This is a genomic window from Mesorhizobium sp. LNJC394B00, assembly GCF_000502555.1.
Classification (GTDB): domain Bacteria; phylum Pseudomonadota; class Alphaproteobacteria; order Rhizobiales; family Rhizobiaceae; genus Mesorhizobium.
Genome location: NZ_AYWH01000002.1, coordinates 712,186 through 736,987, shown reverse-complemented (window position 1 = coordinate 736,987; position 24,802 = coordinate 712,186). Strand labels below are relative to the sequence as shown.

The 24,802-nt window shown below is 64.1% G+C and carries 21 protein-coding genes and 1 pseudogene; 13 read left to right on the top strand and 9 right to left on the bottom strand.

Annotation, left to right across the window (positions count from 1 at the left end):
* Nucleotides 1-97 precede the first annotated feature (97 nt).
* The 4 genes from X751_RS155720 to X751_RS155735 all read left to right on the top strand — a co-directional run bounded on the left by X751_RS155720 (nucleotide 98) and on the right by X751_RS155735 (nucleotide 7,218).
* A complete protein-coding gene (locus X751_RS155720) occupies nucleotides 98-1,102 on the top strand; it encodes a MoxR family ATPase (RefSeq protein WP_023744282.1) in 1,005 nt (334 codons plus the stop codon).
* The gene (locus tag X751_RS155725; protein WP_023744281.1) at nucleotides 1,102-2,016 is read left to right on the top strand and encodes a DUF58 domain-containing protein; all 915 of its coding nucleotides are present in this window, start codon (nucleotides 1,102-1,104) and stop codon (nucleotides 2,014-2,016) included. Before X751_RS155720 ends, X751_RS155725 begins: the two co-directional genes overlap by 1 nt.
* Entirely contained in the window at nucleotides 2,013-4,838 is a 2,826-nt protein-coding gene (locus tag X751_RS155730; RefSeq protein ID WP_023744280.1) for a DUF4159 domain-containing protein, read from the top strand. Before X751_RS155725 ends, X751_RS155730 begins: the two co-directional genes overlap by 4 nt.
* Before the next feature lie 295 nt (nucleotides 4,839-5,133).
* Nucleotides 5,134-7,218, top strand: a complete 2,085-nt coding sequence (locus X751_RS155735; RefSeq protein ID WP_023744279.1) for a membrane protein — start codon at nucleotides 5,134-5,136, stop codon at nucleotides 7,216-7,218.
* Between the two features lie 44 nt (nucleotides 7,219-7,262).
* Here X751_RS155735 and clpS read toward each other — a convergent pair whose 3' ends face one another.
* From clpS to X751_RS155755, 4 genes are all read right to left on the bottom strand, one after another.
* Entirely contained in the window at nucleotides 7,263-7,568 is a 306-nt protein-coding gene (gene clpS, locus X751_RS155740) for an ATP-dependent Clp protease adapter ClpS (protein WP_023705923.1), read from the bottom strand.
* Nucleotides 7,569-7,701: 133 nt separating this feature from the next.
* Nucleotides 7,702-8,049 carry a hypothetical protein gene (locus tag X751_RS155745; RefSeq protein WP_023744278.1) on the bottom strand — a complete coding sequence of 116 codons (348 nt, stop codon included), beginning with the start codon at nucleotides 8,047-8,049 and terminating at the stop codon, nucleotides 7,702-7,704.
* Between the two features lie 154 nt (nucleotides 8,050-8,203).
* Entirely contained in the window at nucleotides 8,204-8,434 is a 231-nt protein-coding gene (locus X751_RS155750; protein WP_023670004.1) for a hypothetical protein, read from the bottom strand.
* 39 nt (nucleotides 8,435-8,473) lie between these two features.
* Complete coding sequence (locus X751_RS155755; protein WP_023683677.1) at nucleotides 8,474-8,776, bottom strand: hypothetical protein; 303 nt, start codon at nucleotides 8,774-8,776, stop codon at nucleotides 8,474-8,476.
* A 258-nt stretch (nucleotides 8,777-9,034) separates the two neighbouring features.
* Here X751_RS155755 and X751_RS155760 point away from each other — a divergent pair, with 258 nt between their 5' ends.
* The 3 genes from X751_RS155760 (at nucleotide 9,035) to X751_RS155770 (ending at nucleotide 11,655) form a co-directional block, all read left to right on the top strand.
* A complete protein-coding gene (locus X751_RS155760; protein WP_023744277.1) occupies nucleotides 9,035-9,751 on the top strand; it encodes a response regulator transcription factor in 717 nt (238 codons plus the stop codon).
* Nucleotides 9,748-11,157, top strand: coding sequence for an ATP-binding protein (locus X751_RS155765; protein ID WP_023686151.1), 1,410 nt, complete (start codon nucleotides 9,748-9,750; stop codon nucleotides 11,155-11,157). Before X751_RS155760 ends, X751_RS155765 begins: the two co-directional genes overlap by 4 nt.
* 93 nt (nucleotides 11,158-11,250) lie before the next feature.
* Nucleotides 11,251-11,655, top strand: a complete 405-nt coding sequence (locus tag X751_RS155770) for a YciI family protein (protein ID WP_023686152.1) — start codon at nucleotides 11,251-11,253, stop codon at nucleotides 11,653-11,655.
* Nucleotides 11,656-11,682: 27 nt separating this feature from the next.
* On the opposite strand, the gene X751_RS155775 is transcribed toward X751_RS155770, so the two are convergent.
* Nucleotides 11,683-13,158: an aspartate aminotransferase family protein gene (locus tag X751_RS155775; protein ID WP_023744276.1), complete on the bottom strand. Its 1,476-nt coding sequence runs from the start codon at nucleotides 13,156-13,158 to the stop codon at nucleotides 11,683-11,685.
* Between the two features lie 19 nt (nucleotides 13,159-13,177).
* The gene (locus X751_RS155780; protein WP_023686154.1) at nucleotides 13,178-14,263 is read right to left on the bottom strand and encodes a pyridoxal-phosphate dependent enzyme; all 1,086 of its coding nucleotides are present in this window, start codon (nucleotides 14,261-14,263) and stop codon (nucleotides 13,178-13,180) included.
* 202 nt (nucleotides 14,264-14,465) lie between these two features.
* On the opposite strand from X751_RS155780, the gene X751_RS155785 reads away from it, so the two are divergent.
* Nucleotides 14,466-16,493, top strand: coding sequence for a transcriptional regulator (locus tag X751_RS155785; protein ID WP_050588536.1), 2,028 nt, complete (start codon nucleotides 14,466-14,468; stop codon nucleotides 16,491-16,493).
* Between the two features lie 97 nt (nucleotides 16,494-16,590).
* Here the strand turns inward: X751_RS155785 and choV are convergent, their stop codons facing one another.
* The 3 genes and pseudogenes from choV to X751_RS0132905 form a co-directional block, all read right to left on the bottom strand.
* On the bottom strand, nucleotides 16,591-17,772 hold the full coding sequence (gene choV / locus X751_RS155790) for a choline ABC transporter ATP-binding protein (protein WP_023669996.1): 1,182 nt from the start codon (nucleotides 17,770-17,772) through the stop codon (nucleotides 16,591-16,593).
* Complete coding sequence (gene choW / locus X751_RS155795) at nucleotides 17,769-18,623, bottom strand: choline ABC transporter permease subunit (protein ID WP_023669995.1); 855 nt, start codon at nucleotides 18,621-18,623, stop codon at nucleotides 17,769-17,771. Before choW ends, choV begins: the two co-directional genes overlap by 4 nt.
* Nucleotides 18,624-18,760: 137 nt before the next feature.
* A pseudogene (locus X751_RS0132905) lies at nucleotides 18,761-19,707 on the bottom strand (choline ABC transporter substrate-binding protein).
* 237 nt (nucleotides 19,708-19,944) lie between these two features.
* On the opposite strand from X751_RS0132905, the gene X751_RS155800 reads away from it, so the two are divergent.
* From X751_RS155800 to X751_RS155820, 5 genes are all read left to right on the top strand, one after another.
* Nucleotides 19,945-20,556: a thymidine kinase gene (locus tag X751_RS155800; protein ID WP_023683669.1), complete on the top strand. Its 612-nt coding sequence runs from the start codon at nucleotides 19,945-19,947 to the stop codon at nucleotides 20,554-20,556.
* A 14-nt stretch (nucleotides 20,557-20,570) separates the two neighbouring features.
* The gene (locus X751_RS155805; protein WP_023744275.1) at nucleotides 20,571-21,749 is read left to right on the top strand and encodes a glycosyltransferase; all 1,179 of its coding nucleotides are present in this window, start codon (nucleotides 20,571-20,573) and stop codon (nucleotides 21,747-21,749) included.
* Between the two features lie 84 nt (nucleotides 21,750-21,833).
* Nucleotides 21,834-22,217, top strand: coding sequence for a cytochrome c family protein (locus tag X751_RS155810; RefSeq protein ID WP_023669991.1), 384 nt, complete (start codon nucleotides 21,834-21,836; stop codon nucleotides 22,215-22,217).
* 321 nt (nucleotides 22,218-22,538) lie between these two features.
* Complete coding sequence (locus X751_RS155815; RefSeq protein WP_023669990.1) at nucleotides 22,539-23,627, top strand: hypothetical protein; 1,089 nt, start codon at nucleotides 22,539-22,541, stop codon at nucleotides 23,625-23,627.
* A gap of 27 nt (nucleotides 23,628-23,654) precedes the next feature.
* The gene (locus tag X751_RS155820) at nucleotides 23,655-24,800 is read left to right on the top strand and encodes a hypothetical protein (RefSeq protein ID WP_023686161.1); all 1,146 of its coding nucleotides are present in this window, start codon (nucleotides 23,655-23,657) and stop codon (nucleotides 24,798-24,800) included.
* Nucleotides 24,801-24,802: the final 2 nt, after the last annotated feature.

Here is a 24,802-nt window from a genome sequence, read left to right as displayed (position 1 = left end):
ATTTAAATTCATTCGTAGGCGCCAGGCGAAGCCGAATCGCGGCATTCTAAGGCACTACAGTGCAAGCCGGTACTTCCAGCACAAGGATCGATGCGGCATGAGCGTAATGGTCAAGGAAAGCCCAATCAGCGAAAAGGACATGATCGCCCAGGCCGAGACGGCGCTGGCCGATATTTCCAGGGTGCGCGACGGCGTCGGCCGCGTCATTTTCGGCCAGGAAGTGGTGGTCGAGCGCACGCTGGTGGCGCTGCTTGCCGGCGGCCATGCGCTGCTGGTCGGCGTGCCCGGCCTTGCCAAGACCAAGCTGGTCGAAACGCTCGGTGTCGTGCTCGGCCTCGATTCGCGCCGCATCCAGTTCACACCCGACCTGATGCCGTCGGACATTCTCGGCTCAGAGGTGATGGAACAGGACGAGGCCGGCAAGCGCTCCTTCCGCTTCATCTCCGGCCCGATCTTCGCGCAATTGCTGATGGCCGACGAGATCAACCGCGCCTCGCCGCGCACCCAGTCGGCGCTGCTGCAGGCGATGCAGGAATATCACGTCACCATCGCCGGCATTCGCCACGACCTGCCCGCACCCTTCCATGTACTGGCGACGCAAAACCCGCTGGAGCAGGAAGGCACCTATCCCCTGCCCGAAGCGCAGCTCGACCGCTTCCTGATGCAGGTCGACATCCTTTATCCCGAAATCGAGGCCGAGCGGCGCATTCTGCTGGAGACCACCGGCACCGAGGACGCCAAGGCGCAAAACGTGCTGCAGCCGGCGCGGCTGAGGGAAATCCAGACGCTGATCCGCCGTATGCCGGTGCCCGAAAGCGTCGTCGACGCCATCCTCAAACTGGTGCGTTCGGCGCGTCCCGGCCAGGGCAATGCTGAGACCGACAAGCATGTCGCCTGGGGTCCCGGCCCGCGCGCCAGCCAGGCGCTGACGCTGTGCGCCCGTGCGCGCGCGCTTTATGACGGGCGGCTGGTGCCGTCGGTCGACGATATCCGCGCGCTGGCCGAACCAGTGCTGCAGCACCGCATGGCGCTGACCTTTGCCGCGCGCGCCGAGGGCACGACCGTGCGCGACGTGGTGGCGAAACTGGCCAAAGGAATCTGATGGCGCGTATCGGCGAAGTCCAGGCACCGGCAGCGACGCGCGACGCGCTCGCCAGGGGCCGCTTGCGGGCTTCGCTGGTGCCGGACCTGCTGGTCGAGGCACGCCGTATCGTCAATACGGTAATTGCCGGCTGGCATGGCCGCCGCAAGCGCGGCATCGGCGAGAATTTCTGGCAGTTCCGCCCCTATGTCGAAGGCGATTCCTCGCGCATCGACTGGCGCCGTTCGGCCCGCGACGACCACACCTATGTGCGCGACCGCGAATGGGAAGCAGCCCACACGGTGTGGCTTTGGGCCGACCCATCGCCCTCCATGCTCTACAAATCGACTGGCGCCGGCGTTTCCAAGGAATCGCGCGCGCTGGTGCTGGCACTGGCCATGGCCGAATTGCTATCTCGCAGCGGCGAGCGCATCGCCTGGCCCGGCCTGACCGATCCGTTCACCGCCCGCAACGGCGCCGAGCGCATCGCGGCGCAATTGATGCACGCCGCCGACCCGCCAGCAAAGCCTGACCTGTCCGCCATCCGCCGCTTCTGCGACATCGTCGTCGTCAGCGATTTCCTCGACCCGGTCGAGGAGACCATGGAATGGCTCGATGTGCTGGCGCGGCATGGCGTGCGTGCGCATCTGATCGAGGTTGCCGATCCGGCGGAGGAGACCTTTCCCTATGCCGGCCGCACCGAATTCACCGATCCCGAGACCGGCGACAAGCTGACCGCCGGCCGCGCGGAAATGCTCGGCGACGAATACCGCCTGCTCTACACCGCCCGCCGCCAGGAGCTGGCCAGCTGGTGCAAGCGCCTCGCCTGGAGCTACACCGTCAACCACACCGACCGCCTCGCTTCCGAGGCGCTGGTGCGCATCCACATGGCGATGACCGCCGATGGCGCATTCGTGGGAAGGGCCGGCGCATGAGCTGGCTGCCGCTCTCCTTTGGCGCTCCCATGGTGTTGTGGGGCCTGCTCGCGCTGCCGGTGATCTGGTGGCTGCTCAGGCTCACACCGCCCAAGCCGCAGTCCGAAATCTTTCCGCCGCTGAAGATCCTCGCTCGCGTGCTGAAGCGCGAGGAAACGCCGCAGCAGAGCCCGTGGTGGCTGACGCTGCTGCGGCTGTTGATGGCAGCCCTTGTCGTCGCGGCATTAGCCGAACCCGTCTTCAATCCGCGCGAAAAATTGCCGGCCGAGGGCGCCGCCCTGGCGCTGGTCATCGACAATGACTGGGCGAGTGCTGCCGACTGGGGCAAGCGCGTCGCCACCGCCCAGCGGCTGATCGCCGATGCCGGTTCGAACGGCGTACCGGTCGTCATCGCCTTCACCGCCGAAAAGCCGAACGCCGAGATCGGCCCCTTCGATGCGGCGGCTGCCCTCGACCGGCTGCGCGCCGCCAAGCCGAGGCCGATTCCGACCGACCGACCCGCTGTCTATGCCCGCGTCGCCGGCGTGCTGGAAACCTTGCCCGGCGCCAGCGTTGCCGTTCTCGCCGACGGCCTTGCGGCAAAAGGCGACGAGGCCGCCTTCAACACACTGCTGTCGAAAAACGCCGCCCGTGTCGTCTGGGCCGATTCCGACCGGCTGGCGCTGACTGGGCTCACCGGCGCCGAGAACGAGGTCGACGGCTTCGCCCTGACCGCCATCCGCGCGCCCGGCGACCCGGCGCCGGCACAAGTCACCGCCGGCGCCTTCGACGACAAGGGCCGCCGCATCGCCGACGCGACGCTGACCTTCGCGCCGGGTGAGACCACCGCCACCGGCACGATGGCGGTGCCGTTCGAACTGCGCAACGACTTCGCCTCGATCGCGCTCGACGGCGAACGCCAGGCAGGTGCGGTGCGCGTGCTCGACGAAAGCTCCAAGCGCCGCCGCGTCGGACTTTTATCGCAGGCCGAGGCCGACCAGGCGCAGCCGCTTCTGTCGCCGCTCTATTACATCAGGCGCGCGCTGCAGCCTTTCGCCGATCTGGTCGAACCGTCGAGCGTCGATCTCGCCGACGCCATCCCGCAGCTTCTCGACCAGAAGCCGGCGATGATCGTCATGGCCGATATCGGTACCATTCCGCCGCAGGTCCATCAGCGGCTGGTCGACTGGGTCGACAATGGCGGCACGCTGGTGCGCTTTGCCGGTTCGCGGCTGGCCGCCGCCGGCAATGACGACGACCTTCTGCCGGTCAGGCTGCGCACCGGCGAGCGCTCGCTTGGCGGCGCGCTCTCCTGGACGACGCCGCAGGCGGTGACCGAATTCCCGAAGAACGGCCCGTTCGCCGACCTCGCACCGCCGGCCGAGGTCACGGTGAGCCGGCAGGTGTTGGCCGAACCGACGCCGGACATCGTCGAGCGCACCTGGGCAACCCTTGCCGATGGCACCCCGCTGGTGACCGGGTTGAAGAAGGGCAAGGGCACGCTGGTGCTGTTCCATATCACCCCGGAAGCGACATGGTCGACGCTGCCGATCTCCGGCAGCTTCGTCGAGATGCTGCGGCGCATCGTGCAGCTGTCGCGCAACCAGGGTGCGGCGGTTGCCAACGCCGAAGCCGCTGCTACGTCGCTGGCACCTTATCGCATGATAGCCGCCGACGGCACTTTGGTGCCGCCGACGCCGGACGCACGACCGCTGGTCCCCGGCGCCGGCTCGCTGCCGGTGACGTTCGAGAACCCGCCCGGCCTCTACGGCTCGGAAACCGGCGTTTTCGCCCACAATCTGCTCGAACCGGCCACCGCCTTCGCGCCGCTGGTGCGCCCGCAATTCACAGTGCCGGTGACCAATATCCAGTACGCTTTCGATGAATCGCGCGACCTCAAGGGATCGCTGGTCACAGCGGCACTTGTGCTTATGCTGCTCGACACGCTGGCGGTGTTCTGGATGGGCGGGCTGATGTCGCGCCGACCGCGCCGCGCCCGATCGGCCGCAGCAACGACAACTGCGCTGCTGCTTGGCCTTGGCATGCTGTTTGGCCATGCCGACCTCGCCCGCGCCGACGACGCCAAGCCCGGCGATGCCGCCGCTATCGAGGACATTGCCAAGACCCGCATCGCCTATGTGCTGACCGGTGTGCCCGGTGACGATTCGATCAGCCGCGCAGGGCTCGAAGGCTTGACCCGCTTCCTGATCGAGAAGACCGCGCTCGAGCCGGGCGCGCCGGCGGGCGTCGATATCTCGAAGGACGAGCTTTCCTTCTATCCGCTGATCTACTGGCCGATCGATCCCTCCGCGCCGATGCCGAGCCAAGCCGCGATCGCCCGCATCGACGCCTATATGCAGCAGGGCGGCACGGTGCTGTTCGACACGCGCGACCAGTTCGCCAACGGCATCGGTGCGGATTCGGCGAGCCCGGCGACGGAACGGTTGCGCGACATTCTCGGCAATCTCAACGTGCCGCCGCTGGAGCCGGTGCCCGCCGACCATGTGCTGACCAAATCCTTCTTCATCCTGCCCGAATTTCCCGGCCGCTTCTCCGGCAGCCCGCTCTGGGTGGAAGCCTCGCTCGAGGCCAGCAATGCCGAGAATCGGCCGGTACGCGTCGGCGACGGCGTCTCGCCGATCCTGATCACCGCCAATGATTTTGCCGGCGCCTGGGCCGTCGACGGGAATGGTGACCCGCTTTTGCCGACCGTGCCATCGGATCCGATGCAGCGCATCTATGCGCTGCGCGCCGGCGTCAACATCATGATGTACATGCTGACCGGCAACTACAAATCCGACCAGGTGCACGTGCCGATCCTGCTCGAACGGCTGGGGCAGTAGGATGGCGGCATTGGCTAATTTCGTCTCGATCCTGTCTGGCGCCGGCGGCGCAGCCTCACCCTCCCCCTTGTGGGGGGGGTCGGCTCGCTACCGCAGCGAAGCGAAGACAGTGAGCCGGGGTGGGGGTGCAGCGCTAGCGCTCTGTCGCCTACCCCCACCCCGCTCCGCTACGCGGATCGACCCTCCCCACAAGGGGGAGGGNGGGGGGGGGGGGGGTGAGCGCTGACGGTCGGCGAGGACCCCCACCCCGCTCCGCTACGCGGATCGACCCTCCCCACAAGGGGGAGGGTAAACGGTGAACTGGTCGATTTCCTTCGAACCGCTGCTGTCCTGGCCCTTGCTGGCTTTGGTGCTCGCACCGCTGCTGGTGCTGGCGGCTGTCGGCTTGTGGTTTCGCCAGCGCGGCGCGATCTTCCGCTTCGCGGCGCTGATCGCGCTGGGCGCAGCACTCCTCAATCCGGTCTTCCTCGACGAGGAGCGCGAGGCGCTGAAGAGCGTCGTTGCCGTCATCGTCGACCGCAGCCAGAGCCAGGATATCGGCGACCGGACCAAACAGACCGACGAAGCGCTTGCCGGTTTGCAGCAGCGCCTTGGCCGCTTCAAGCAGTTCGACGTCCGCGTCGTCGAGGCCGGCAAGTCGGAAGCCGCCGACGAGCGCACCGAGACCAAGCTTTTTGCAGCGCTTGAAGGCGCCTTCCGCGACGTGCCGCCCTCGCGCATCGGTGGCGCCATCATGATCACCGATGGCGAGGTGCATGACGCACCGGCCGCCCCCGACTTCAATGCGCCGCTGCACGCGCTGATCACCGGCAACGAGCACGAGAAGGACCGCCGCATCCGCTTCGAGAACGCGCCGCGCTTCGGCCTCGTCGGCAAGCCGCTCGACATGACCTACCGCGTCATCGCCACCGACGGCGAAACCGGCCCGGTCGATGTCCGCGTCTCGGTCAATGGCGAGCAGGTCGCGGTCGAAGAGGCGACCATCGGCCAGGCGATGCCGCTGCAGGTGACCATCCCCGGCGCCGGCCGCAACATCGTCGAACTCTCCATTGACCGCGAGCCGGGCGAACTGACCGACGCCAACAACCGCGCCATCGCGCTGATCGACGGCATCCGCGAGAACTTGCGCGTGCTTTTGGTTTCCGGCGAACCGCATGCCGGCGAGCGCACGTGGCGCAATCTGCTGAAATCCGACGCCTCGGTCGATCTCGTCCATTTCACCATTTTGCGGCCGCCGGAAAAGCAGGACGGCACGCCGATCAACGAACTGTCGCTGATCGCCTTCCCGACCCGCGAGTTGTTCGTCGAGAAGATCAAGGATTTCGATCTCATCATCTTCGACCGCTACCAGCACCGCGACGTGCTGCCGATCCTCTATTACGACTACATCTCCGAATATGTCGAAAAGGGCGGCGCGCTGCTGATTGCCGCCGGGCCGGAATATGCCGGCGACGCCTCGATCGCCCGCACCCCGCTAATGTCGTCGCTGCCGGCAATGCCGACCGGCGAAGTCATCGACAAGGCCTTCTATCCGCGCCTCACCGATCTCGGCCAGCGCCATCCGGTGACGCGCGGCCTCGACGGCTCGGCGACCGAGCCGCCGCGCTGGAGCCGCTGGTTCCGCACCATCGGCGTGCAGAACCCCGAAGGCGAAGTGGTGATGAAGGGCGCCGACAACCGCCCGCTGCTTCTGCTCGATCATAAGGGCGAAGGCCGCGTCGGCATGCTTCTGTCCGATCAGGGCTGGCTATGGGCGCGCGGCTTCGAGGGTGGCGGGCCGCATGTCCAGCTTTACCGCCGCATCGCCCACTGGCTGATGAAGGAACCTGAACTCGAGGAAGAGCGGCTGACCGCCGACGGCCGCGGCATGATGCTTGAAATCCGCCGCCAGACGATGAGCGACGATCCCGGCCCGGCGCAGGTGATCACCCCTTCGGGCAAGGCGCTGATCGTCAAGCTGGAGAAGTCCGAACCCGGCGTTTTCCTGGGCAGCATCGAGACCAAGGAGATCGGCCTCTACCAGATCGGCAATGGTGACCTGACCGCACTCGCCCATGTCGGCCCGGTCAACGCGCCGGAATTCTCCGACGTCGTCTCCACCGAGGACCGGTTGAAGGCTCCGACTGAGGCCACCGGCGGCAGCGTGCGCCGGCTGGCGGCCTCCTCCACCCTTGGCCAGCTCACCGGCAGTGTCGCCCTGCCCTCCATCGTCCCGGTCCGCGCCTCCGGTGCGGCCTCGGGCGCAGACTGGATCGGCCTGCGCAGCACCGACGACAGCGTGCTCAAAGCCGTCTCGCGCGTATCCCTGTTCGGCGGCTTCCTCGGCCTTTGCCTGCTGCTGCTGGCCATGGGCGCGATGTGGTATAGAGAAGGAAGGTGAGGATCCCTTCTCCCCGTCACTATAGGGGGAGAAAGACGCTCAACCTACTCCTCCGGCTCCGTCGTAAACAGCAGCGGGTAGCCCTTGGCCTTGCCGGCATCGGTAGCCCGTGTCGCCTTGGTCTCGGCGACATCCCTGGTGAAGACGGCAACGACGCAAACGCCGAGCCGGTGCGCGGTGATCATCACCCGGTTAGCCTGGTCTTCGCTGAGCTTGAACTCGCCCTTCAGCACCGTCACCACGAATTCGCGCGGCGTAAAATCGTCATTGATGAGGATGACCTTGTAGAGCTTCGGCCGCTCGGTCTGCGGCTTGGTCTTGGTGCGGGGTTTGGAACTGATTTCAGGCATCGGGAACCGGTATCGCGCGAGGGGTCGCTCTCACTTTGTCATGGGGGAAAGCCGTCGTCCATTTTGATCGGCGCGCCAAACCGGCTTCCCGGAAGTGCTGCCGTTCACAAATTTAGGAAGTGTATGCTGCGGTTCAACGGCCCTGGCGATTGGCGACGCGACGAGCCTGGAATTGCCGTGCGCCGGATGCCGCATCCGGCCTTGATCCGGCCGCCTTGTATTCGACCCAGGCGACCGCGAGCCAGCCGAAGAAGCAGGCCAGCGCCGCGCCGGTGATCACGGTAAGCAGCAGGCTTTGCCATGGTGTGATGTATTGCCAGCTGCTGGAGATTGCCGGTGCAAACAGCGACGGCTCCGTGCGCCCGCTCACCGGATCGGGCACCGGGCTGGCGGTAAACTGGACCAGCACCCTGACCATTGCCGAGGCGACAAGGCCGCCGATGGCCATCGAGCGCAGAATGGATGAAAGCCGCTTCTTCATGCGGGCTGTCCTACCGGACCGGCATTGCAAACGGGTTAAAGATCTGGGTGGCCGGCACCCATCAACGGGTAATCATGCACTCACACGACAAGGCCGCTCCAGCCCGGGGGTGCTGGAGCGGCCTTGTTACAGACAAGCCTGTTGGCTGTCTGGATCAGGCCTTCGGGGCGTCCGTCTTGACGACCTTCTTCGCCTTCTTGTGCTTCTTGACGGGCTTCTTGGCGACGACCTTCTTCACCGGGGGCTTGGCGGTCGTGGTCGCCGGAGCGGTGGTCGTGGAAGCAGCCGGAGCAGCGGTCGTGGTGGCAGCGGCATTGCCCAGAGCCGGCATTGCGAAAGCGAGAGCGACGGCGAGACCGGTGGCGGAGAGGATGGACTTTTTCATGGCTTCATTTCCTTCTTTGTGCGGGTCGAGTTTCGAGTGTCACTGAACCGGGTCGATCGGTGTCACTCCAAGCAGCTTCAAAGCGTTCGCGAGCATCCGGATACCCTGTGCCTGTTTCTTGTTGGCGCAGAACCGGTTTCCCTTTCTTTGCAGTGCTTTCGCCGCGGTGACCTGCGTTGCCGCGGCATGGGTTTCAAGGGCTTCGTCTACCTGGCGATTGAGATCGATGCAGCGCTCGCTCCTTGTGATCGGCGTCACCTTTGCGGTTGTGGCTCCGACCGCGGCTGTGACGAGCGGAATGCTGAGCAGCGCACCCATCAAGCTGATCGTGAACCTGTGCATTGGTGATGTCCGTTACTCCGGAGACTTCGCGTCGCAGCCGATGTCCTGACCGCCACGGCACCCTTTATGCCCTTGATTTTTTTCGGGAGTTTTTCCGGACTATAGAATTTTGTTTCTGAATTGTTTCTGGCAAATCGGCTTTGCGGGCGATCATCGCCGCTGGCCAACATGTGGCCAGAATTCTATCGTGTGGGTGACGCCACAGAAGCAGACTCAGAAGGCAGCCGCCGACCGGCCGCCAGCAATGACAGGATCGCCGTGAAATCCGATGCGCACATACTGATCGTCGACGACGACAAGGGCATTCGCGATCTGCTTCAGGAATTCTTCCAGAAGCGCGGCCTGCGCACCACGGTTGCCGCCGACGGCATCGAGATGGAGGACATACTGCGCCGCACGCAGGTAGACCTGATCGTGCTTGATGTGATGCTGCCGGGAAAAAGCGGGCTGGAACTCTGCCGCGACCTGCGCGCCAGCTACTCGACGCCGATCATCATGCTGACGGCGGTGACCGAGACCACCGACCGGGTCGTCGGCCTGGAGATGGGCGCCGACGACTATGTGCCCAAACCCTTCGATCCGCGCGAGCTGCTGGCCCGTATCCGCGCCGTTTTGAGGCGCAATGGTGCTGCCGAGCCGAAGCGCGCCACCACCAAGCAGATCTATCATTTCGCCGGCTGGACGATGGACTGCTCGCGCCGCCGGCTGATGGCGCCGGGCGACGTCAGGGTCGAGCTGACGATGGCGGAGTTCAACCTGTTGCAGACCTTCGTCAAAAGCGCGCAGCGCGTCCTCACCCGTGACCAGCTCATCGAGCTTTCCGGCGGTGACAGCGACTATTCCTTCGACCGCAGCATCGACATCCTGGTCAGCCGTCTCAGGCGCAAGATGGAAGACGACCCCAAGACGCCGAAACTGATCCTGACTGTGCGCAGCGGCGGCTACCAGTTCCTGCCCGAGACCACCTCCGAATGAGACGTTTCCTGCCGCAAACCCTGCCGGTCTGGGTTTTGCTCATCGTCATTGCCGGCCTGCTGATCAGCCAGGTCGCCACGCTCTACATCGTCTCGCGCGATCGTGCCGTCGCCAATGACGAGGTCGATCTCTACCGGCTTAACGACCGCGCCTATTCGCTGGTGCAGCTGATGCATGACGACACGCCGGAGCAGCGCAAGCTGACGGCCTCCGGTCTGTTCAACGCCACCTATGCGCTCACCGTTTCGGACACGCCCGCGGTCACCTCGTCGATCGCCGGCGACGACGAACTGGCCGAACTCGAGGACATCCTGGTGGGGCGGCTGTCGAAATTCGGCATCACCGACGCCCGCGTCCGGCGCGATCCGGCAACCCAGGCAGCCAACGCGCCTGGCGGTGTGGCCGTGACCAAGGATGTGGGCGCGGTGGAGCGTGACCTGTTATCGCTGGCGGCCAGCTTCGCCCAAAGCGACAAGCTGACGGCCTCTGTCCGCTTCGCCGACGGCCAATGGCTGAATTTCACCGAGCCCAACACGCCGGTCGGACCGATATTGAGCTTCGACAGCCTGCCGCTCTATTCGCTGATCGCGGCCCTGGTGGTGATCATGTCGATCTGGTCGCTGCGCCGGCTGACGGCGCCCTATCGGATGATGGAAACCGCGGTCAACCGGATCGGCACGGATCTGAAGAGCCCGCCGATCGCCGAGACCGGCAGCCGCGAAATCCGCGCCGCGGCCAAAGCCGTCAACGCCATGCAGGTCCGGCTGCGCGACTATGTCGAGGACCGCGAACATCTGGCCGCCGCGCTCGCCCACGATCTGCGCACGCCGCTGACCCGCATGCGGCTGCGCCTCGAACTGTTGCGCAGATCGACCGCGCGCGAGGCGCTGGCCCACGACCTCGCCGACATCGAGAGCATCGCCAGCTCCGTCATCGACTTCGCCACCTTCGAAGTCACCGAGGAGAAGAGCGAGCGGATCGATTTCTGGTCGCTGGTGGAATCGATCGCCGACAGTTTCGAGGACGTCACGTTCGACCATGACGGCGCCAGGCCGCGTGGCATGATCTGCATCGCGCGACCGGTGGCGCTGAAGCGCTGCGTCAACAATCTGGTCCAGAATGCCGTGACCTACGGCAAGAAAGCCCATGTCAGCCTGCGGCAGTCGGACGGCACGGTCACGCTGGTCATCCGCGACGAGGGGCCGGGCATACCGCAGGCGCAGCTCGACCAGGTGTTCGGTTCCTTCGTGCGGCTGGAGCAATCGCGCAACCGCCAGACCGGCGGTCTCGGCCTCGGCCTGACCATTGCCCGCAACATTGCGCGTGCCGCCGGCGGCGATGTCAACCTGTCCAACCGTCCCTGCGGCGGCCTGCTGACGGAGCTCAGCCTGCCGCTGGCGGCATGAGGCAGCAGACTAGCGTCTCGATGGGCACCGGGGGTGGATCAGCCAACCCAACCTTGCAATAGTGCAGCCGCTCGAACAGGAGGAGATCGCCGCATGTTTTACGCCATCCTGGCCTATCACGTCGAACAGACCATCCAGTCCCTGACGCCGCAGCAGGATGCGGCGCTGATGCACGACCTGCTCGAAGTCAACGCCAGGCTGACCCGCGAAGGCAAGCTCGGGCCGGCGGCAAGACTGGGCGCGACCGCCGACGCCGTGACGCTGCGCGGTCCGGGCGAAGGCATCGTCATCGACGGGCCGTTTGCCGAGACCAAGGAACAATTGCTGGGTCTTTATGTCCTCGACTGCGCCACGCAGGAGGCGGCGATTGCAGCCGCGCGCGACTTGCGCCGCGTGAATCCCTCGGCAGTCTACGAAATCCGGCCGATCACATTTTACCTTCCCGGCCTGGCGTTCCCCGTGACGAAGGGCGATTTCCAGGAGGCCGCCAGCGGCTGAGAGCCGCTTGCTCTACCCCATGGCCGGTCAGGCAGAAGCGATCTCGTTGCCCAGGCGGACCGTTTCGGCGACGAGAAGGTCGAGATCCTCGCGCCGGGTCCGGTGGTTGTTGATCGCCACCCTGAGGCAATGCCGGCCTTGCACCGTGGTATCGGAAATGGCGGCGGTTCCGTCTTCCTGAAGCCTCAGCATGATCTCGGTGTTGAGCGCTTTCGCGCGCTCGCCATCGAGACCATCCGCGCGATAGCGGAAGCAGACGATGTTGATGCTGGTCGGCGCCGTCAGTTCGAGCGCTGGTTCGGCCGCGATCAGCCCTGAGAGATACTGCCCCTGCGCAATGTTCTGGTCGATCAGGCGGCCGAATTTTTCGACGCCGTGTTCTCGCAATGCCATCCACACTTTGAGTGCCTTGAAGCCGCGTGACGTCTGCAGGCCGTAATCGTGCAGCCATTGGCCGGAGGCGAGGCCGCGCGGTGTCGACTCCAGATATTCCGGCGTCACCGCGAAGGTCTTGCGATGCGCCGAGGCATCCCGCACCAGCGCGCAGCCTGCCTCGAAAGGCGCATGCAGCCATTTGTGCGGATCGAGCGCGATGGAATCGGCCCATTCGATGCCGGCGACGCTATGTGCATTCTCAGGCGCGATCGCGATCAGCGCGCCGATGCAGCCGTCGACATGGAACCAGAGGTCCTCCTCATGCGCCAGCTTGGCCAGCGCCTGCAGATCGTCGATGGCGCCGGTGTTGACAGTGCCGGCGTTGCCGATGATGCAGGCCGGCTTGAACCCGGCCGCGCGATCTTCCGATATCGCAGTCCTCAAACCTTCAATGTCGATGCGCAGGCCGGCGTCGCTGGCAATGCGGCGCAGCGCCTTGTTGCCGAGACCGAGCGCTTCCATCCCCTTGCGGTGACAGGAATGGACCTGGTCCGAGCCATAGAAACGCAAAGGCTTTTCGATTGCTCCAACGCCGTGCTCGCGCACGCCGATGCCGGCCTTGGTGTTGCGCGCCACGGTGAGCCCGATGATGTTGGCCATCGAGCCGCCGCTGACCAGCGTGCCGCTGGCCGAAGCCGGCATGCCCATCATCTGCTTGCACCAGTCGACCACCTGGCCGTCCATCAGGGCGGCGGCATGGTTGCCGCCGCCGAGATTGGAGCCCTGGATTGCCGCCAGGAAATCGCCGATCGCGCCGGTAAAATTGCTCGACCCCATATACCAGGACCAGAAGCGCGGATGGATGTTGCCCATCGGATAGGGCATCACCTTGTCCACGACATCGCCATAGATGTCGGCAAGCGCGGTCGGCGATTGCGGCAGCGAGGCGGTGAAGAAATCCCTCACATCTCCAGGCATCTCCTGCCACACCGGCCGTTGCCTGACATCGCGCAGGTAAGCGACGGCATCGTCAACGATCCGATGCGACAGGCTTTGCACATCGGCCCAGTCCGAGGGGTCAAGCGTTTCCTCGGTACTGGTAGCCGAGTGTCCAGGCATCGCGTCCATGCAATTTGCTCCCGCGTCATCATGCCGGGAACTGGCAACCGGGCGTCGAGCGCGAGAGAGCAAGCTCTTCCGCATTCATCTCGGCCTCGATGCCGTCGAACAAAGGCGTGGTCATGTAGCGTTCACCGGTATCGGGAAGCATGCACAGGATCACCGATCCGGCCGGCGCTGTGCCGGCGATCTGGCGCGCCACGGCAAAAGCCGAACCGCCGGAAATGCCGGTGAAGATGCCTTCCTGCTGCGCCAGCGCCTTGGCCCATTTCATGCCCTCCGGCCCGGCGATCGGCATCACCTCGTCATAGAAGTTGCCATCGATGGCCTCCTGCAGGACGTGCGGGATGAAATCCGGCGTCCAGCCCTGGATCGGGTGCGGTTCGAAAGCCGGATGGCTGGCGGCCGGCGCTCCGCCGGCGCCACGCATCTGCCGCTTGCCGCTGCCGACAAGCTGCGCGTTGGCCGGTTCGGTGAGCACGATCCGGGTCTCAGGCCGCTCGCGGCGCAGCACCCGCGCCACGCCGGCGACGGTGCCGCCGGTGCCGTAGCCGGTGACGAAATAGTCGAGCCGCGAGCCGGCGAAATCGTTGACGATCTCGCGTCCCGTGGTAGCTTCATGAATGTCGGCGTTGGCCTTGGTCTCGAACTGGCGGGCCAGGAACCAGCCATTGGCTTCGGCCAGTTCCACCGCCTTCTTGTACATGCCGAAGCCTTTCTCGGCGCGCGGCGTCAGCACCACCTTGGCGCCCAGCATCCGCATCAGCTTGCGGCGCTCGACCGAGAAACTGTCGGCCATCGTCACCACCAGCTTGTAGCCCTTCTGCGCACAGACCATGGCAAGACCGATGCCGGTGTTGCCGCTGGTCGCCTCGACAATGGTCTGTCCAGGCTTGAGCGCGCCGGTGCGTTCACCTTCCTCGATGATGTTGAGCGCCAGCCGGTCCTTCACCGACGCCGCCGGATTGAAGAACTCGGCCTTGACGTAGATGGTGGCGTGCGCCGGTCCGAGATTATTGACGCGGATGACCGGCGTGTCGCCGATGGTGTCGAGAATGCTGTCGAACAGGCGGCCGCGGCCGGCCGTGGTTCTGATTTTCTGCTGATGCAACATGGTAGACTCCTGGTTCTTGCTCACGGGCCGGTTACACACCGGCGGTTTGGGCGGCGAGATTTCGACACCTTGCCGCACTACAGGTCCTTGACGTGCGGCAGTGTGGTAAACACCACATTCGGCGCACAAATTTTGCGAGCCGGGTGCACTTTGTCGTGCTCGGTGGTAAAGCAGGGGCCGGCAGGTCAGCGTGGGAGCAGGCGTGGTATCTGGCGTGGAATCGAGCCTGGCGAGCAGCCATCAAGGTGTTGTCGTGCGCCTGTTTGGGCCGCCGACAATTGCGCGCGACGGCGTCCCGGTGGTCTTGCCGGCATCGCGCAAGCTGCGCGCGCTGCTGGCCTATCTGGCGCTGGCGCCCCATCCGGTCGGACGTGGCAAGCTCTGCGAGTTGCTGTGGGATGTTCCAAATGATCCCAGGGGTGAGCTGCGCTGGTGCCTGAGCAAGCTGCGGGCCGCGCTCGACGAACCGGGCCGCCGCAGGATCGAAACATCGGGCGATACGATCGCGCTCGATCTCGACGGCATCTCAGTCGACGTTCTGGATGTCGCGGCGGCGGCTGCCGCAGGCATCGAAACGCTCGAGCCGACGCGACTGCAGTTGCTCTCCGACCTGTTCGTCGGCGACTTCCTCGAAGGGCTGGAGATCGACCGCAGCCCTCTCTTCAACAGCTGGCTGACCGCGCAGCGCCGCCGTTTCGGTTCCTGCCAAGCTGCTATACTGGAACATCTGGTCAAGACGCTGCCGGCCGATTCCGAAGACGTCTCCGCCCATCTCGAAAAATGGCTGGAATTGACCCCGTTCGACAGCAGCGCCCATGTCGCACTCCTGGTGAGGCTGGCGCGGCGCGGCCAGTTCGGTGCCTGCGAGGACCATCTTGCCGCAGCAGCATCGCTCTTCCAATCGGAAGAGCTGGATTTTGGCCCTGTGCGCCAGGCGTGGCTTGCCATTCGCGCGGAACGTCACTGCGCGACTTTGCCGGCACAGCCTGCGGTAGCGCCGGTGGCGGGCCACAGCCCGATCGCGCGTGCCCCCACCGAAGCCGCGGCGCCCCACAAAGCTTCGCTTGCCGTGATGCCATTTGCCGAAGATGCCGGCGGCGTTTGTGGTGGGCTGGCCGACGGCTTGACCCACGACATCATTACCCGCCTCGCCAAGCTCAGGGACTTCTTTGTAATCGCCCGGGGCTCGGTCTTTGCGCTGGCAGAAAAGAACATCGCGCCGGAAGATGCCGGCCGCAGGCTGGATGTCGACTATGTCGCCACCGGCACGGTGCGCAGCCTGACCGGCCGCCTGATCGTCACCGTCGAGCTTGTCGAGGTGCGCACGGCCAGGATCGTCTGGGCCGAGACCTTCGAGCGCAAGCCCGAGGACATCTTCATTGTCCTCGACGATATCGGCAACAGCATCGTGGCCTTCATCTCATCCGAGATAGAGATGGTCGAGCGCAACCGCGCCATGCTGAAGGCGCCCAATTCGCTCAATGCCTGGGAGGCCTACCATCGAGGACTCTGGCATATGTATCGCTTCACCCGCAGCGAAAACGAGCAGGCCAGGCATTTCTTCGGCATCGCACTGCAGCAGGATCCGACCTTTACCCGCGCCTATGCCGGCCTGTCCTTCACCCATTGGCAGAGCGCCTTCCAGCGCTGGGGCGACCGCGACCAGGACAGCGCGCTTGCCTTTGAGGCGGCCGGCCAGAGCGTTTTGGTCGACGATCATAATCCCGCCGCGCACTGGGCGATGGGCCGGGCGCTGTGGCTGCGCGGCGAGGGTGATGCGTCCGTGCTAGAACTGCAAAGAGCCGTCGACCTCAGCCCGAACTTCGCGCTTGGCCACTATGCGCTGTCCTTCGTGCATTCGCAGTCGGGCGACCCGCACGCGGCGATCGGATCGTCGGATCATTCGCGCCATCTGTCGCCGTTCGACCCGATGCTGTTCGGCATGCTGGGCGCACGCGCCATGGCGCATGTCCGCCTCGGCCAGTTCGACGAGGCGGCCGAATGGGCGCTGAAGGCGGCCGCCCGCCCCAACGCACATGTCATCATCCTGTCGATCGCCGCCCACTGCCTGGCGTTGGCTGGGCGGCTGGACGAGGCGAAAAACTTCGCCGCCGCCATCCGCAAGACGCTTCCGGATTACCGAGCCGACGACTTCATCGACACCTTCCGCTTCGACCGGGATGCCACAGCCCTGTTCAAGCTCGGCGCCACGCGCATCGGGCTGGCTTAGAGCATGATCCCAAAAAGTGGGTACCGGTTTTTGGAAAAGATCATGCTCCAACAAAGGGTTAGATCATGATGAGATTTCAACCAAATCTCATCATGATCTAGCGCCGCAACACCGCGCTCAGCACATCGCGTATCCCGATCGCGCCGACAAAGCGCGACTGGTCGTCGAACAGCGCCACGGGTGCCGTCTGCGAGCGGTGCATGGCCAGCATCACCGTCTTCAGCGAGGTCCCGGGGTTGGCCCAGAACACTTGCGCCGTCTCCTCCGGCTGCGCCTCGACATCAGCGCACGACACCCATACCGCCGGTTTGCCGTCGCGTTCCGCCGCCGCCACCAGCCCGTGCTCGTCGATCTTGAAACGCGTCGTCTTGCGCCGGTCGAGCCACACCCAGCCATTATCGCCGTGCTCGAGGTCGCGGCTGTCGCGCATGACGTTCCAGGCGGTCAGCACCGACAACGGATTCACATTGGCGATGAAGTCGCGGACATAGTCATTGGCGGGCTTGAGCACGATGTCTTCCGGCGCCCCGGTCTGCACGATGCGACCGCCCTCCATGATGGTGATGTGGGTGCCGATCTTCAGCGCCTCTTCCAGATCATGGCTGACGAAGATGATGGTCTTCTTCAGCTCCGCCTGCAGCTGCAGCAATTCGTCCTGCAGCTTGGTGCGGATCAGCGGATCGAGCGCCGAGAACGGCTCGTCCATCAGCAGGATCGGCGCCTCGGTGGCGAAGGCACGGGCCAGGCCGACGCGCTGCTGCATGCCGCCGGACAGCTCATGCGCGTATTTCTTCGACCACTGGTCGAGATTGACCAGTTTCAGCTGGCGTTGCACGCGCTCCTTGCGCTCTTGCTCCGGCACGCCGGCGAGTTCGAGGCCGAGGCCGACATTCTCCTCCACCGTACGCCAAGGCAGCAGGCCGAACTGCTGGAACACCATCGCCACCTGCTTCTGCCGCAGCCGCCGCAGCGTCGCCTGATCGCAGGTCACGACATCGACGATATTGTCGCCGTCCTTGACCAGCACCTGGCCGCGCGACACCACGTTGAGCCGGTTGACCGCCCGCAGCAGCGTCGACTTGCCGGAGCCGGACAGGCCCATCAGCACCGAGATTTCGCCCTCATGCACGGTCAGGCTGGCGCCGGCGCAACCCAGCACATTGCCGGTCTTTTCAAGGATTTCGGCGCGCGTGGCGCCGCCGTCGATCAGAGCCAGCGAACCGGCCTGGTCGGAGCCGAAGACGATATCGACATTTTTGAAATCGACGGCGACGGTCATTTCTTGCCTCCAACGCCGATACGCGTCATCCGGTCGAGCACGATGGCGAGTACGACAATCGCCAGGCCCGCCTCGAGCCCGAGATCGATGCGGCGCGAGCCGAGCGCGCGGTTGATTTCAGTGCCGAGGCCGCCGGCGCCGATCAGTGCTGCAAACACCACCATCGACAGCGACAGCATGATCGATTGCGTCAGCCCGGCCATGATGGTCGGCAAGGCCGAGGGCAGCTCGACCTTCCACAGCAGCTGCTGCTTGGTGGCGCCGAACGCCTCGCCGGCCTCGATGATCGACTTCGGCACCGAGACGACGCCGAGATGGGTGAGCCGGACCGCGGTCGGGATGACAAAGATGATGGTGACGATGAGGCCGGGCGCGTTGCCGAGACCGAACAGGGTCAGAACCGGGATCAGGTAGACGAAGGTCGGCAGCGTTTGCATCAGGTCGAGCACCGGCAGCATGATGCGGTAGACCTTCGGCTTGTGCGCGGCCCAGATGCCGAGCGGCACGCCGATGGCCATCGCCATGGCGGCGGCGGCCACGACCAGCACCAGCGTCTGCACCGTCTGCTTCCAGAGGTTCTGGTTGATGATGAAGATCAGGCCGAGAAAGACGCCTATGGCCAGCGGGCGCGAGCGCTGCAGCAGCCAGGCGATGATGGCGATGATCAGCGCCAGCAGCACCGGCGGCACCATCAAAAGGATGCCAACCAGCCCGTCGAGCAAGAAATTGAGGCCATTCGAGAAGGCCCTGAACACGGTGTCGAAATTGTCGGTGAGGAAACCGAAGAACGCCTTTCCCCAGGCGCCGATCGGTATCTTGTGATCGACCATGAATTTCGAAATCGGATCCATATCGCCCCTCTCATGCGAGAGACCGCCTGCTTCCGGCCTCCGCTGTCGTTAGGTCATCTTCTCACAGGATATGAAAAAGGGCAGCCTTTTCTAGATTGGCTGCCCTTCCTGGTTCGGCTTTGCCGAATTCAGTCGGCTCAGCTTCCGAGCGCGGTCTTGACCGCCGCTGCCGCATCACCGCCATCGAAGGTGGTGACGCCGGCAATCCACGGCGCAACCGCGTCAGGGTGCTTCTTCAGCCAGTCGGCAGCGACCGTGTTGGCGTCGCCGCCCTTCAGGATCGCGTCCATCATCTCGCCTTCCATATCCAGGTTGAACTTCAGGTTGGCGATGAACTTGCCGGCATTCGGGCATTCGGTGGTGTAGCCCTTGCGCACATTGGTGTAGACGGTGGCGGCGCCGAAGCCGCTGTCGCCCATGCCGTCGAGATAGGTGAGCTTCATGGCGCCCATCACCGGATGCGGCGTCCAGCCGAGGAAGGCAATCCACTCATTGTTCTTGATCGACTGCTCGGCCTGCGTCAGCATGCCGGCTTCCGAGGACTCGACCAGCTCGAAGCCTTCGAGATTGTCCTTCGGGTTCTTGATCATGTCGAGGATGATGCGGTTGCCGTCATTGCCCGCCTCGATGCCGTAAATCTTGCCGTTGAACTTGTCCTTGAACTTGCCGATGTCGGTCAGCGACTTGACGCCGGCCTCCGCGACATAGGTCGGTACGACGATGCCGTAGCCGGCGCCGGTCAGGTTGGTGCCGATCGTCTCGACCGAACCATCGGCGGTGTAGTCCTTGATGTCGTTAGTCATCGACGGCATCCAGTTGCCGAGGAAGACGTCGAGATCCTTGTTTTTCAGCGACGCCATGGTCACCGGTACCGATAGCTGGATCGTCTGCGGCTCGTAGCCGAGCGCGGTGAGCAGCACCGAAGCGACGCCGGTGGTTGCCTGGATGTCGGTCCAGCCGACATCGGAAAGGCGCACCGCCTTGCAGCTCTCCGGATNCTCTCCGGATCGCCGGCAAGTGCAGCGCTCGTGGACAGAAAAGTCGCCAGGCCGAGACCGGCGACGAAGGTGTTCATACGCGACATTGGCAGTCTCCCATTGTGATTCTTTGGCGAAGCGTAGTTACGGTTTCTCTGCCCGCCTTGTTTCGTCAGCCAAACACCATTCTGGTGTGGTTTCAAGCGCTAAGACAATCACGATCAACGGCGCGGACTGGCCAAACAGCGACACGCCCGCCGCTTTTTCGATTGCAGACGGCTTTTCCCATGAAATGCAGCGGTGCCCTCTCCCCGCGCCGCGCCAACTCGGCTTAAAAGGACGGCATGGCCAAGCTCTACTTCCACTATGCGACGATGAATGCCGGCAAAACGACAATGCTGCTGCAGGCGTCCTACAATTATCGCGAACGCGGTATGACGACCATGCTGTTCGTCGCCGGCCACTATAGAAAGGGCGATACCGGGTTGATCTCGTCGCGCATCGGCCTGGAGACGGAGGCCGAGATGTTCCGCGACGGCGACGATCTCTACGCTCGCGTAGCCGAGCATCACGAACATACGACGGTGCATTGCATCTTTGTCGACGAGGCGCAATTTCTCGAGGAAGAGCAAGTCTGGCAGCTCGCCCGTATCGCCGACCGGCTGAACATCCCGGTGATGTGCTACGGCCTGCGCACCGATTTCCAGGGCAATCTGTTTTCCGGTTCGCGAGCGCTTCTGGCCATCGCAGACGATCTGCGCGAAGTGCGCACCATCTGCCGCTGCGGCCGCAAGGCGACGATGGTCGTGCGTCTCGGCGCTGACGGCAAGGTGGCCAGACAAGGCGAACAGGTGGCGATCGGCAAGGACGTCTATATCTCGCTCTGCCGCCGCCACTGGGAAGAGGAAATGGGCCGCGCCGCGCCTGACGATTTCATTGGCTTCACCAGAGGCTGAACGGCCGGGACAACATGAAAATTCTGCAGTTCACAGTCGATTGCCCGTTTCCGCCGGTCTCCGGCGGAGAGATCCGGAACGCCGCCAATGCACGCGCCCTGGCATCGATGGGCGAGGTCCTGACGGTAAGCCTGACTGGCGCCCCGGCACCCTCCACACCGCCGAACATCCGTCACCGGATCATCGAGGCAGCGCGCGGCAGGGCGCCGTGGGGCAGGCGCGGCCCGCACCCGACCGTGCATATGATGCCGGACGACGAGCTGGCCGAGGCCGACGCCATCTGGAGGGAATTCGCGCCCGATCTCGTGGTAATCGAGGAGATCGTGCTTTCGCAGCTGCTGACGCTGGCGCCGAAGCATCGCGCGCGCACCGTCCTTGACCAGCACAACATTGATTCCCGGACGGTGTCCGACCGGATCGCCGGCCTGACGCTGTGGCAGCAAATTCGAGACTGGCGCCAAAACAGGCGAAGGAAGGCAGAGGCGCGCGAAGCCGACAGGTGTGCGGCTGCCCTGGCCGACCAGGTCTGGGTTTGTTCGCGGGCCGACGAAGCGCTTCTGTCCGCTCTCGGCCCCGTCAACGACGTCAGGTTCGTCGCCAACCCCATTCCAGACGAGAGCGTGCTTTCCCTGCCGATTGCTGCCGAGCGCTTCAGTGAACTCAGCCTGTGTTTCATAGGCCATCTCGGCTATTTCCCCAACATCGACGCCGTCAAGCAGATCGGCCGCGCGATGGCGCCGCGCCTCGCCGCCTCCGGCCGGCCCTGGTCGATCACCGTCGCCGGCAGAAACCCGCGCGATGTCGTGCGCGGTCTATGCACCAGGCATGGTCTGCGGTTGATCGAGAACCCACCGCATCTGCCGGAATTGCTTGGGCGTGCCGGCTATGCGCCGATCCCGCTGCGCTTCGGCGGCGGAACCCGCATCAAGGTGCTGGAGGCGATGGCGGCGGGCCTTGTCGTCGCCGCCACCGAAAAGGCCGTCGAAGGGCTTGGCCTGCAGGCGGGCAGGCATTTCCTGTCCAGCGACGATGCCGGCAAGTTGGCATTGAAAATCATCGATCTCGCGACACGCCCGCAAGCGGCCGCCGAGATGGCGGAGATCGGCCGCGCTTTCGTGCGCGACAATCATTCGTCGGCGGCGATTGAAAAGCAGGTCAAGCAGGCGGTCGCGGCGATCCCGCGCACGGATTGAGCCCGGCTGCTATCCACCGGCGTACGGCGTTTGTTAAGGCCTGCAGCCTATTTTGCCCTCAGCCAGAGCCAGCCGGGAACCGCCATGCTTCGAGCCATTTCATCAGGCCTTGTCATTTACTTGGCCGGTATCCTCGCCGCGCTGGCCGACGGCGATGCAGCACTTGGCAAGAAAGTGTTCTACCGCTGCATGGCCTGTCACGAGGCGGCAAGCGACCGCGACAAGGTCGGCCCGCATCTCCTCGGTATCGTCGGCCGCACCGCCGGCACCGCCCAGAACTTCAACTATTCGCAGGCCATGAAGGACGCCGGCGCGGCCGGCCTGGTCTGGGACGAAGCCAACCTCAAAGCCTATCTCGGTGCTCCCAAGCTGAAAGTACCCGGCAACAGGATGGGCTTCTCCGGCCTGAGCAGCGACGAGGACATCGCCAACGTCATCGCCTATCTGAAGGCCGATCCGAAGCCTTGAACGGCGCGATGCGTAGCGTGATGGCGACGGCTTCCGCCAGCTGTCTCGCGCTTGCAACTCATTGAGCCCTCTGTCGAATTCAGCACACCCACACTGTCCGAGATCGACTTCTTCGCAGCCGTCAAAGTTCAATGACAATTGAACAATACTTGGCCGGCTGGTTAATCACGCCATGACCCCGCCTTCATTGCCTTTCAAGACGACCAGGCATTTTTTTGTTTTCGGGGCGGGTCTTGTCTTGCGTCTTTCAATCCCCTGATACCCCACATATATTCGCCGCTGTTCGCAGCCAGCGACCGGAAGCCGAAGCGGGAGGCCCCTATGGCGACATTGCAGAATTTCGATGCCGAAATTGCCAAGACCAGGCAGGTCGTGCAGGACATGCGCTCCAAGATCGAGCAGTCGGGCACGGTGCTTGATACGCTGGCCACCGCCGACAAGAAGATCGGCGACGCCAATTTCGACATCGAGAATGCCCGCATCGAGGACGTGCTGAAGCAGCAGAAGGTGATGGAAGGCAACATTGCCGACCTGATCATCGGGCTGGAAGACGCCACCAACGTCTTCGGCACCGAATTCGAGAGCATGAAGAACTACACCGGCTGGGAAAGCTTCGTCGGCGTCTTCTCGGCGCAACGCAAGCAGCGCATGCGCACCGACCGCGTCCGCAACATGTCGCTGGCCGGCAATCTGCAGGAGCTTCTGGTCAAGTCCGACACCATCGTCGGCATCCTGAAAGCGCAGAAAGAGGTCCTCGACCAGCGCTACAAGACCTCGGAAAACAGCCTGTCGCAGGTGATCGAGCGCCGCAAGGTCACCATGACCAACCTCGAGGCGGTGCAGAAGCGCATCGAGGAGGTCAATCCGCTGCTGCTCGACATCGAAAACAAGATCGCCGCTTCTACCAGTCAGAAGGAGCGCACGCAGCTTGAGGGCGAGCGCTCGAAACTGGCGACCGAATACAATGAAAAGCAGGCCAAGGAGCAGGAGCTTCTGGCCGAAAGCCAGACGCTGGAACGCTACACCTCGATGTTCCAGACCTTCGTCGATTCGCTCAACAATCAGATCGCAGCGCAGTCGACGCTGATCAACAAGCTGACCATCGATACCGAGCAGCGCATCGTGCTCTACAAGGCACTGGAAGATTCCTTGAAGACCGCCGCCCAGCAGGATGTCGCCCACAAGATCAACACGCTGGGCAGCCAGGTTGACAACACCGCCGAAGAGACCATGGCCGGCATTGGCGCCGCCTCGCAAAAGCACATCGGCGATCTCCTCGAAATGCACGAGAAGAACATGGTCGCCAGCTCCGACATCCAGCGCCGCAAGAAGCTCGCCGACGACGCCTTCGCCCGCCGTTTCGACGACGTGATGAAGAAGCACAATTCGGCCAACTACGTGCAGTCGTAAGGAGCGGCTGCACGCGGGCACACCGGCATGACTCCCGAAAACGAAGCGGCGGCGCGCTATTTTTCCGCCATCACGGCGGCACTCAGCGGCCTCGAAGTGTTCATGCGCGACGACCGCTCGCCGCTTTACCGGCACGGCATCGTCGCCAAGATTGTCGCCGAATACATTGCCCGGCTGGACAAATCGTTTTCCTGCTGGCGCAACCGGCTCGGCTTCATGGACACGTTCCGCATTTCGCGCGCCGACAGCGGCTATCCCGTCTTCCAGAACCTGCTCGAACTGGAAAACGACCGCCGCCAGGCCGAGGCGCGGCTGGCCAACATTCCGCTGGCCGGCGAATTGCGCGAGGAAATGGCCGACTTCATCCTGCGCCACAAGGAATTCCCCGAAGCGCTGCAGAAGTCGATGGCCGAGCGGCTCTATCTCGAGGACGTCAAGAGCGAACAGACTTTTGGCCCGTTCTCGCTGGCGCAGACGGCCAAGGTCTCGGTCAATCCAAAGACCGGGCGCCCCTATTACCTCGTGCACTGGGCGAGCTTCGACGGCAGCGCCAACCTGCCGCTGGTCTACATGGTGACGGTGGAGGATTCCTCCGAAAGCATGATCCGGCAGCTCGTTGACAGCAGCGGCAAGCTCAATGAACGGGTCGACATCCCGCTGCCGGTGGACGGCCTGCTCAACCCCGAACTCGCCCATCGCTTCGACGATTTCACCGAGAAGAATTCCGCCTACACGCTTTCGCCCGCAACGATTGCGGTCAATCTCGACAAGGATTTCGAGCCGCTGCACCCTAAGCAGCTGCGCCGCGTCGTGCTCGGCCCCTTTTATTCCGCAGGCATTACGGACAACAATTCGACCGTGACCGAGGTGCTGGCCAAGGTGCGCAAACCGGAAAATGCCTGGCTGCTCACCTGGACCATCCAGGAGGTCTACTCCAAGGGCGAGAAACCCGGCCGCAAGGGCCTGTTTTCGAGCGATAAGACGACGCAGGAATTCTTTATCAACACCGACGATCTCGAAGCCGCGCGCCAGGGTGTGTCGAGCTACGAGAACCACGCCCTGATCCCGCACGAAGCCTATCAAGCACTCTACGCCGCCGGCGAAGCTCAAAAGATCTTTTCCGGCTACAAGGTTCACATCCTGTCAAATGGGCAGGTGATTTCAGATGTCTGACC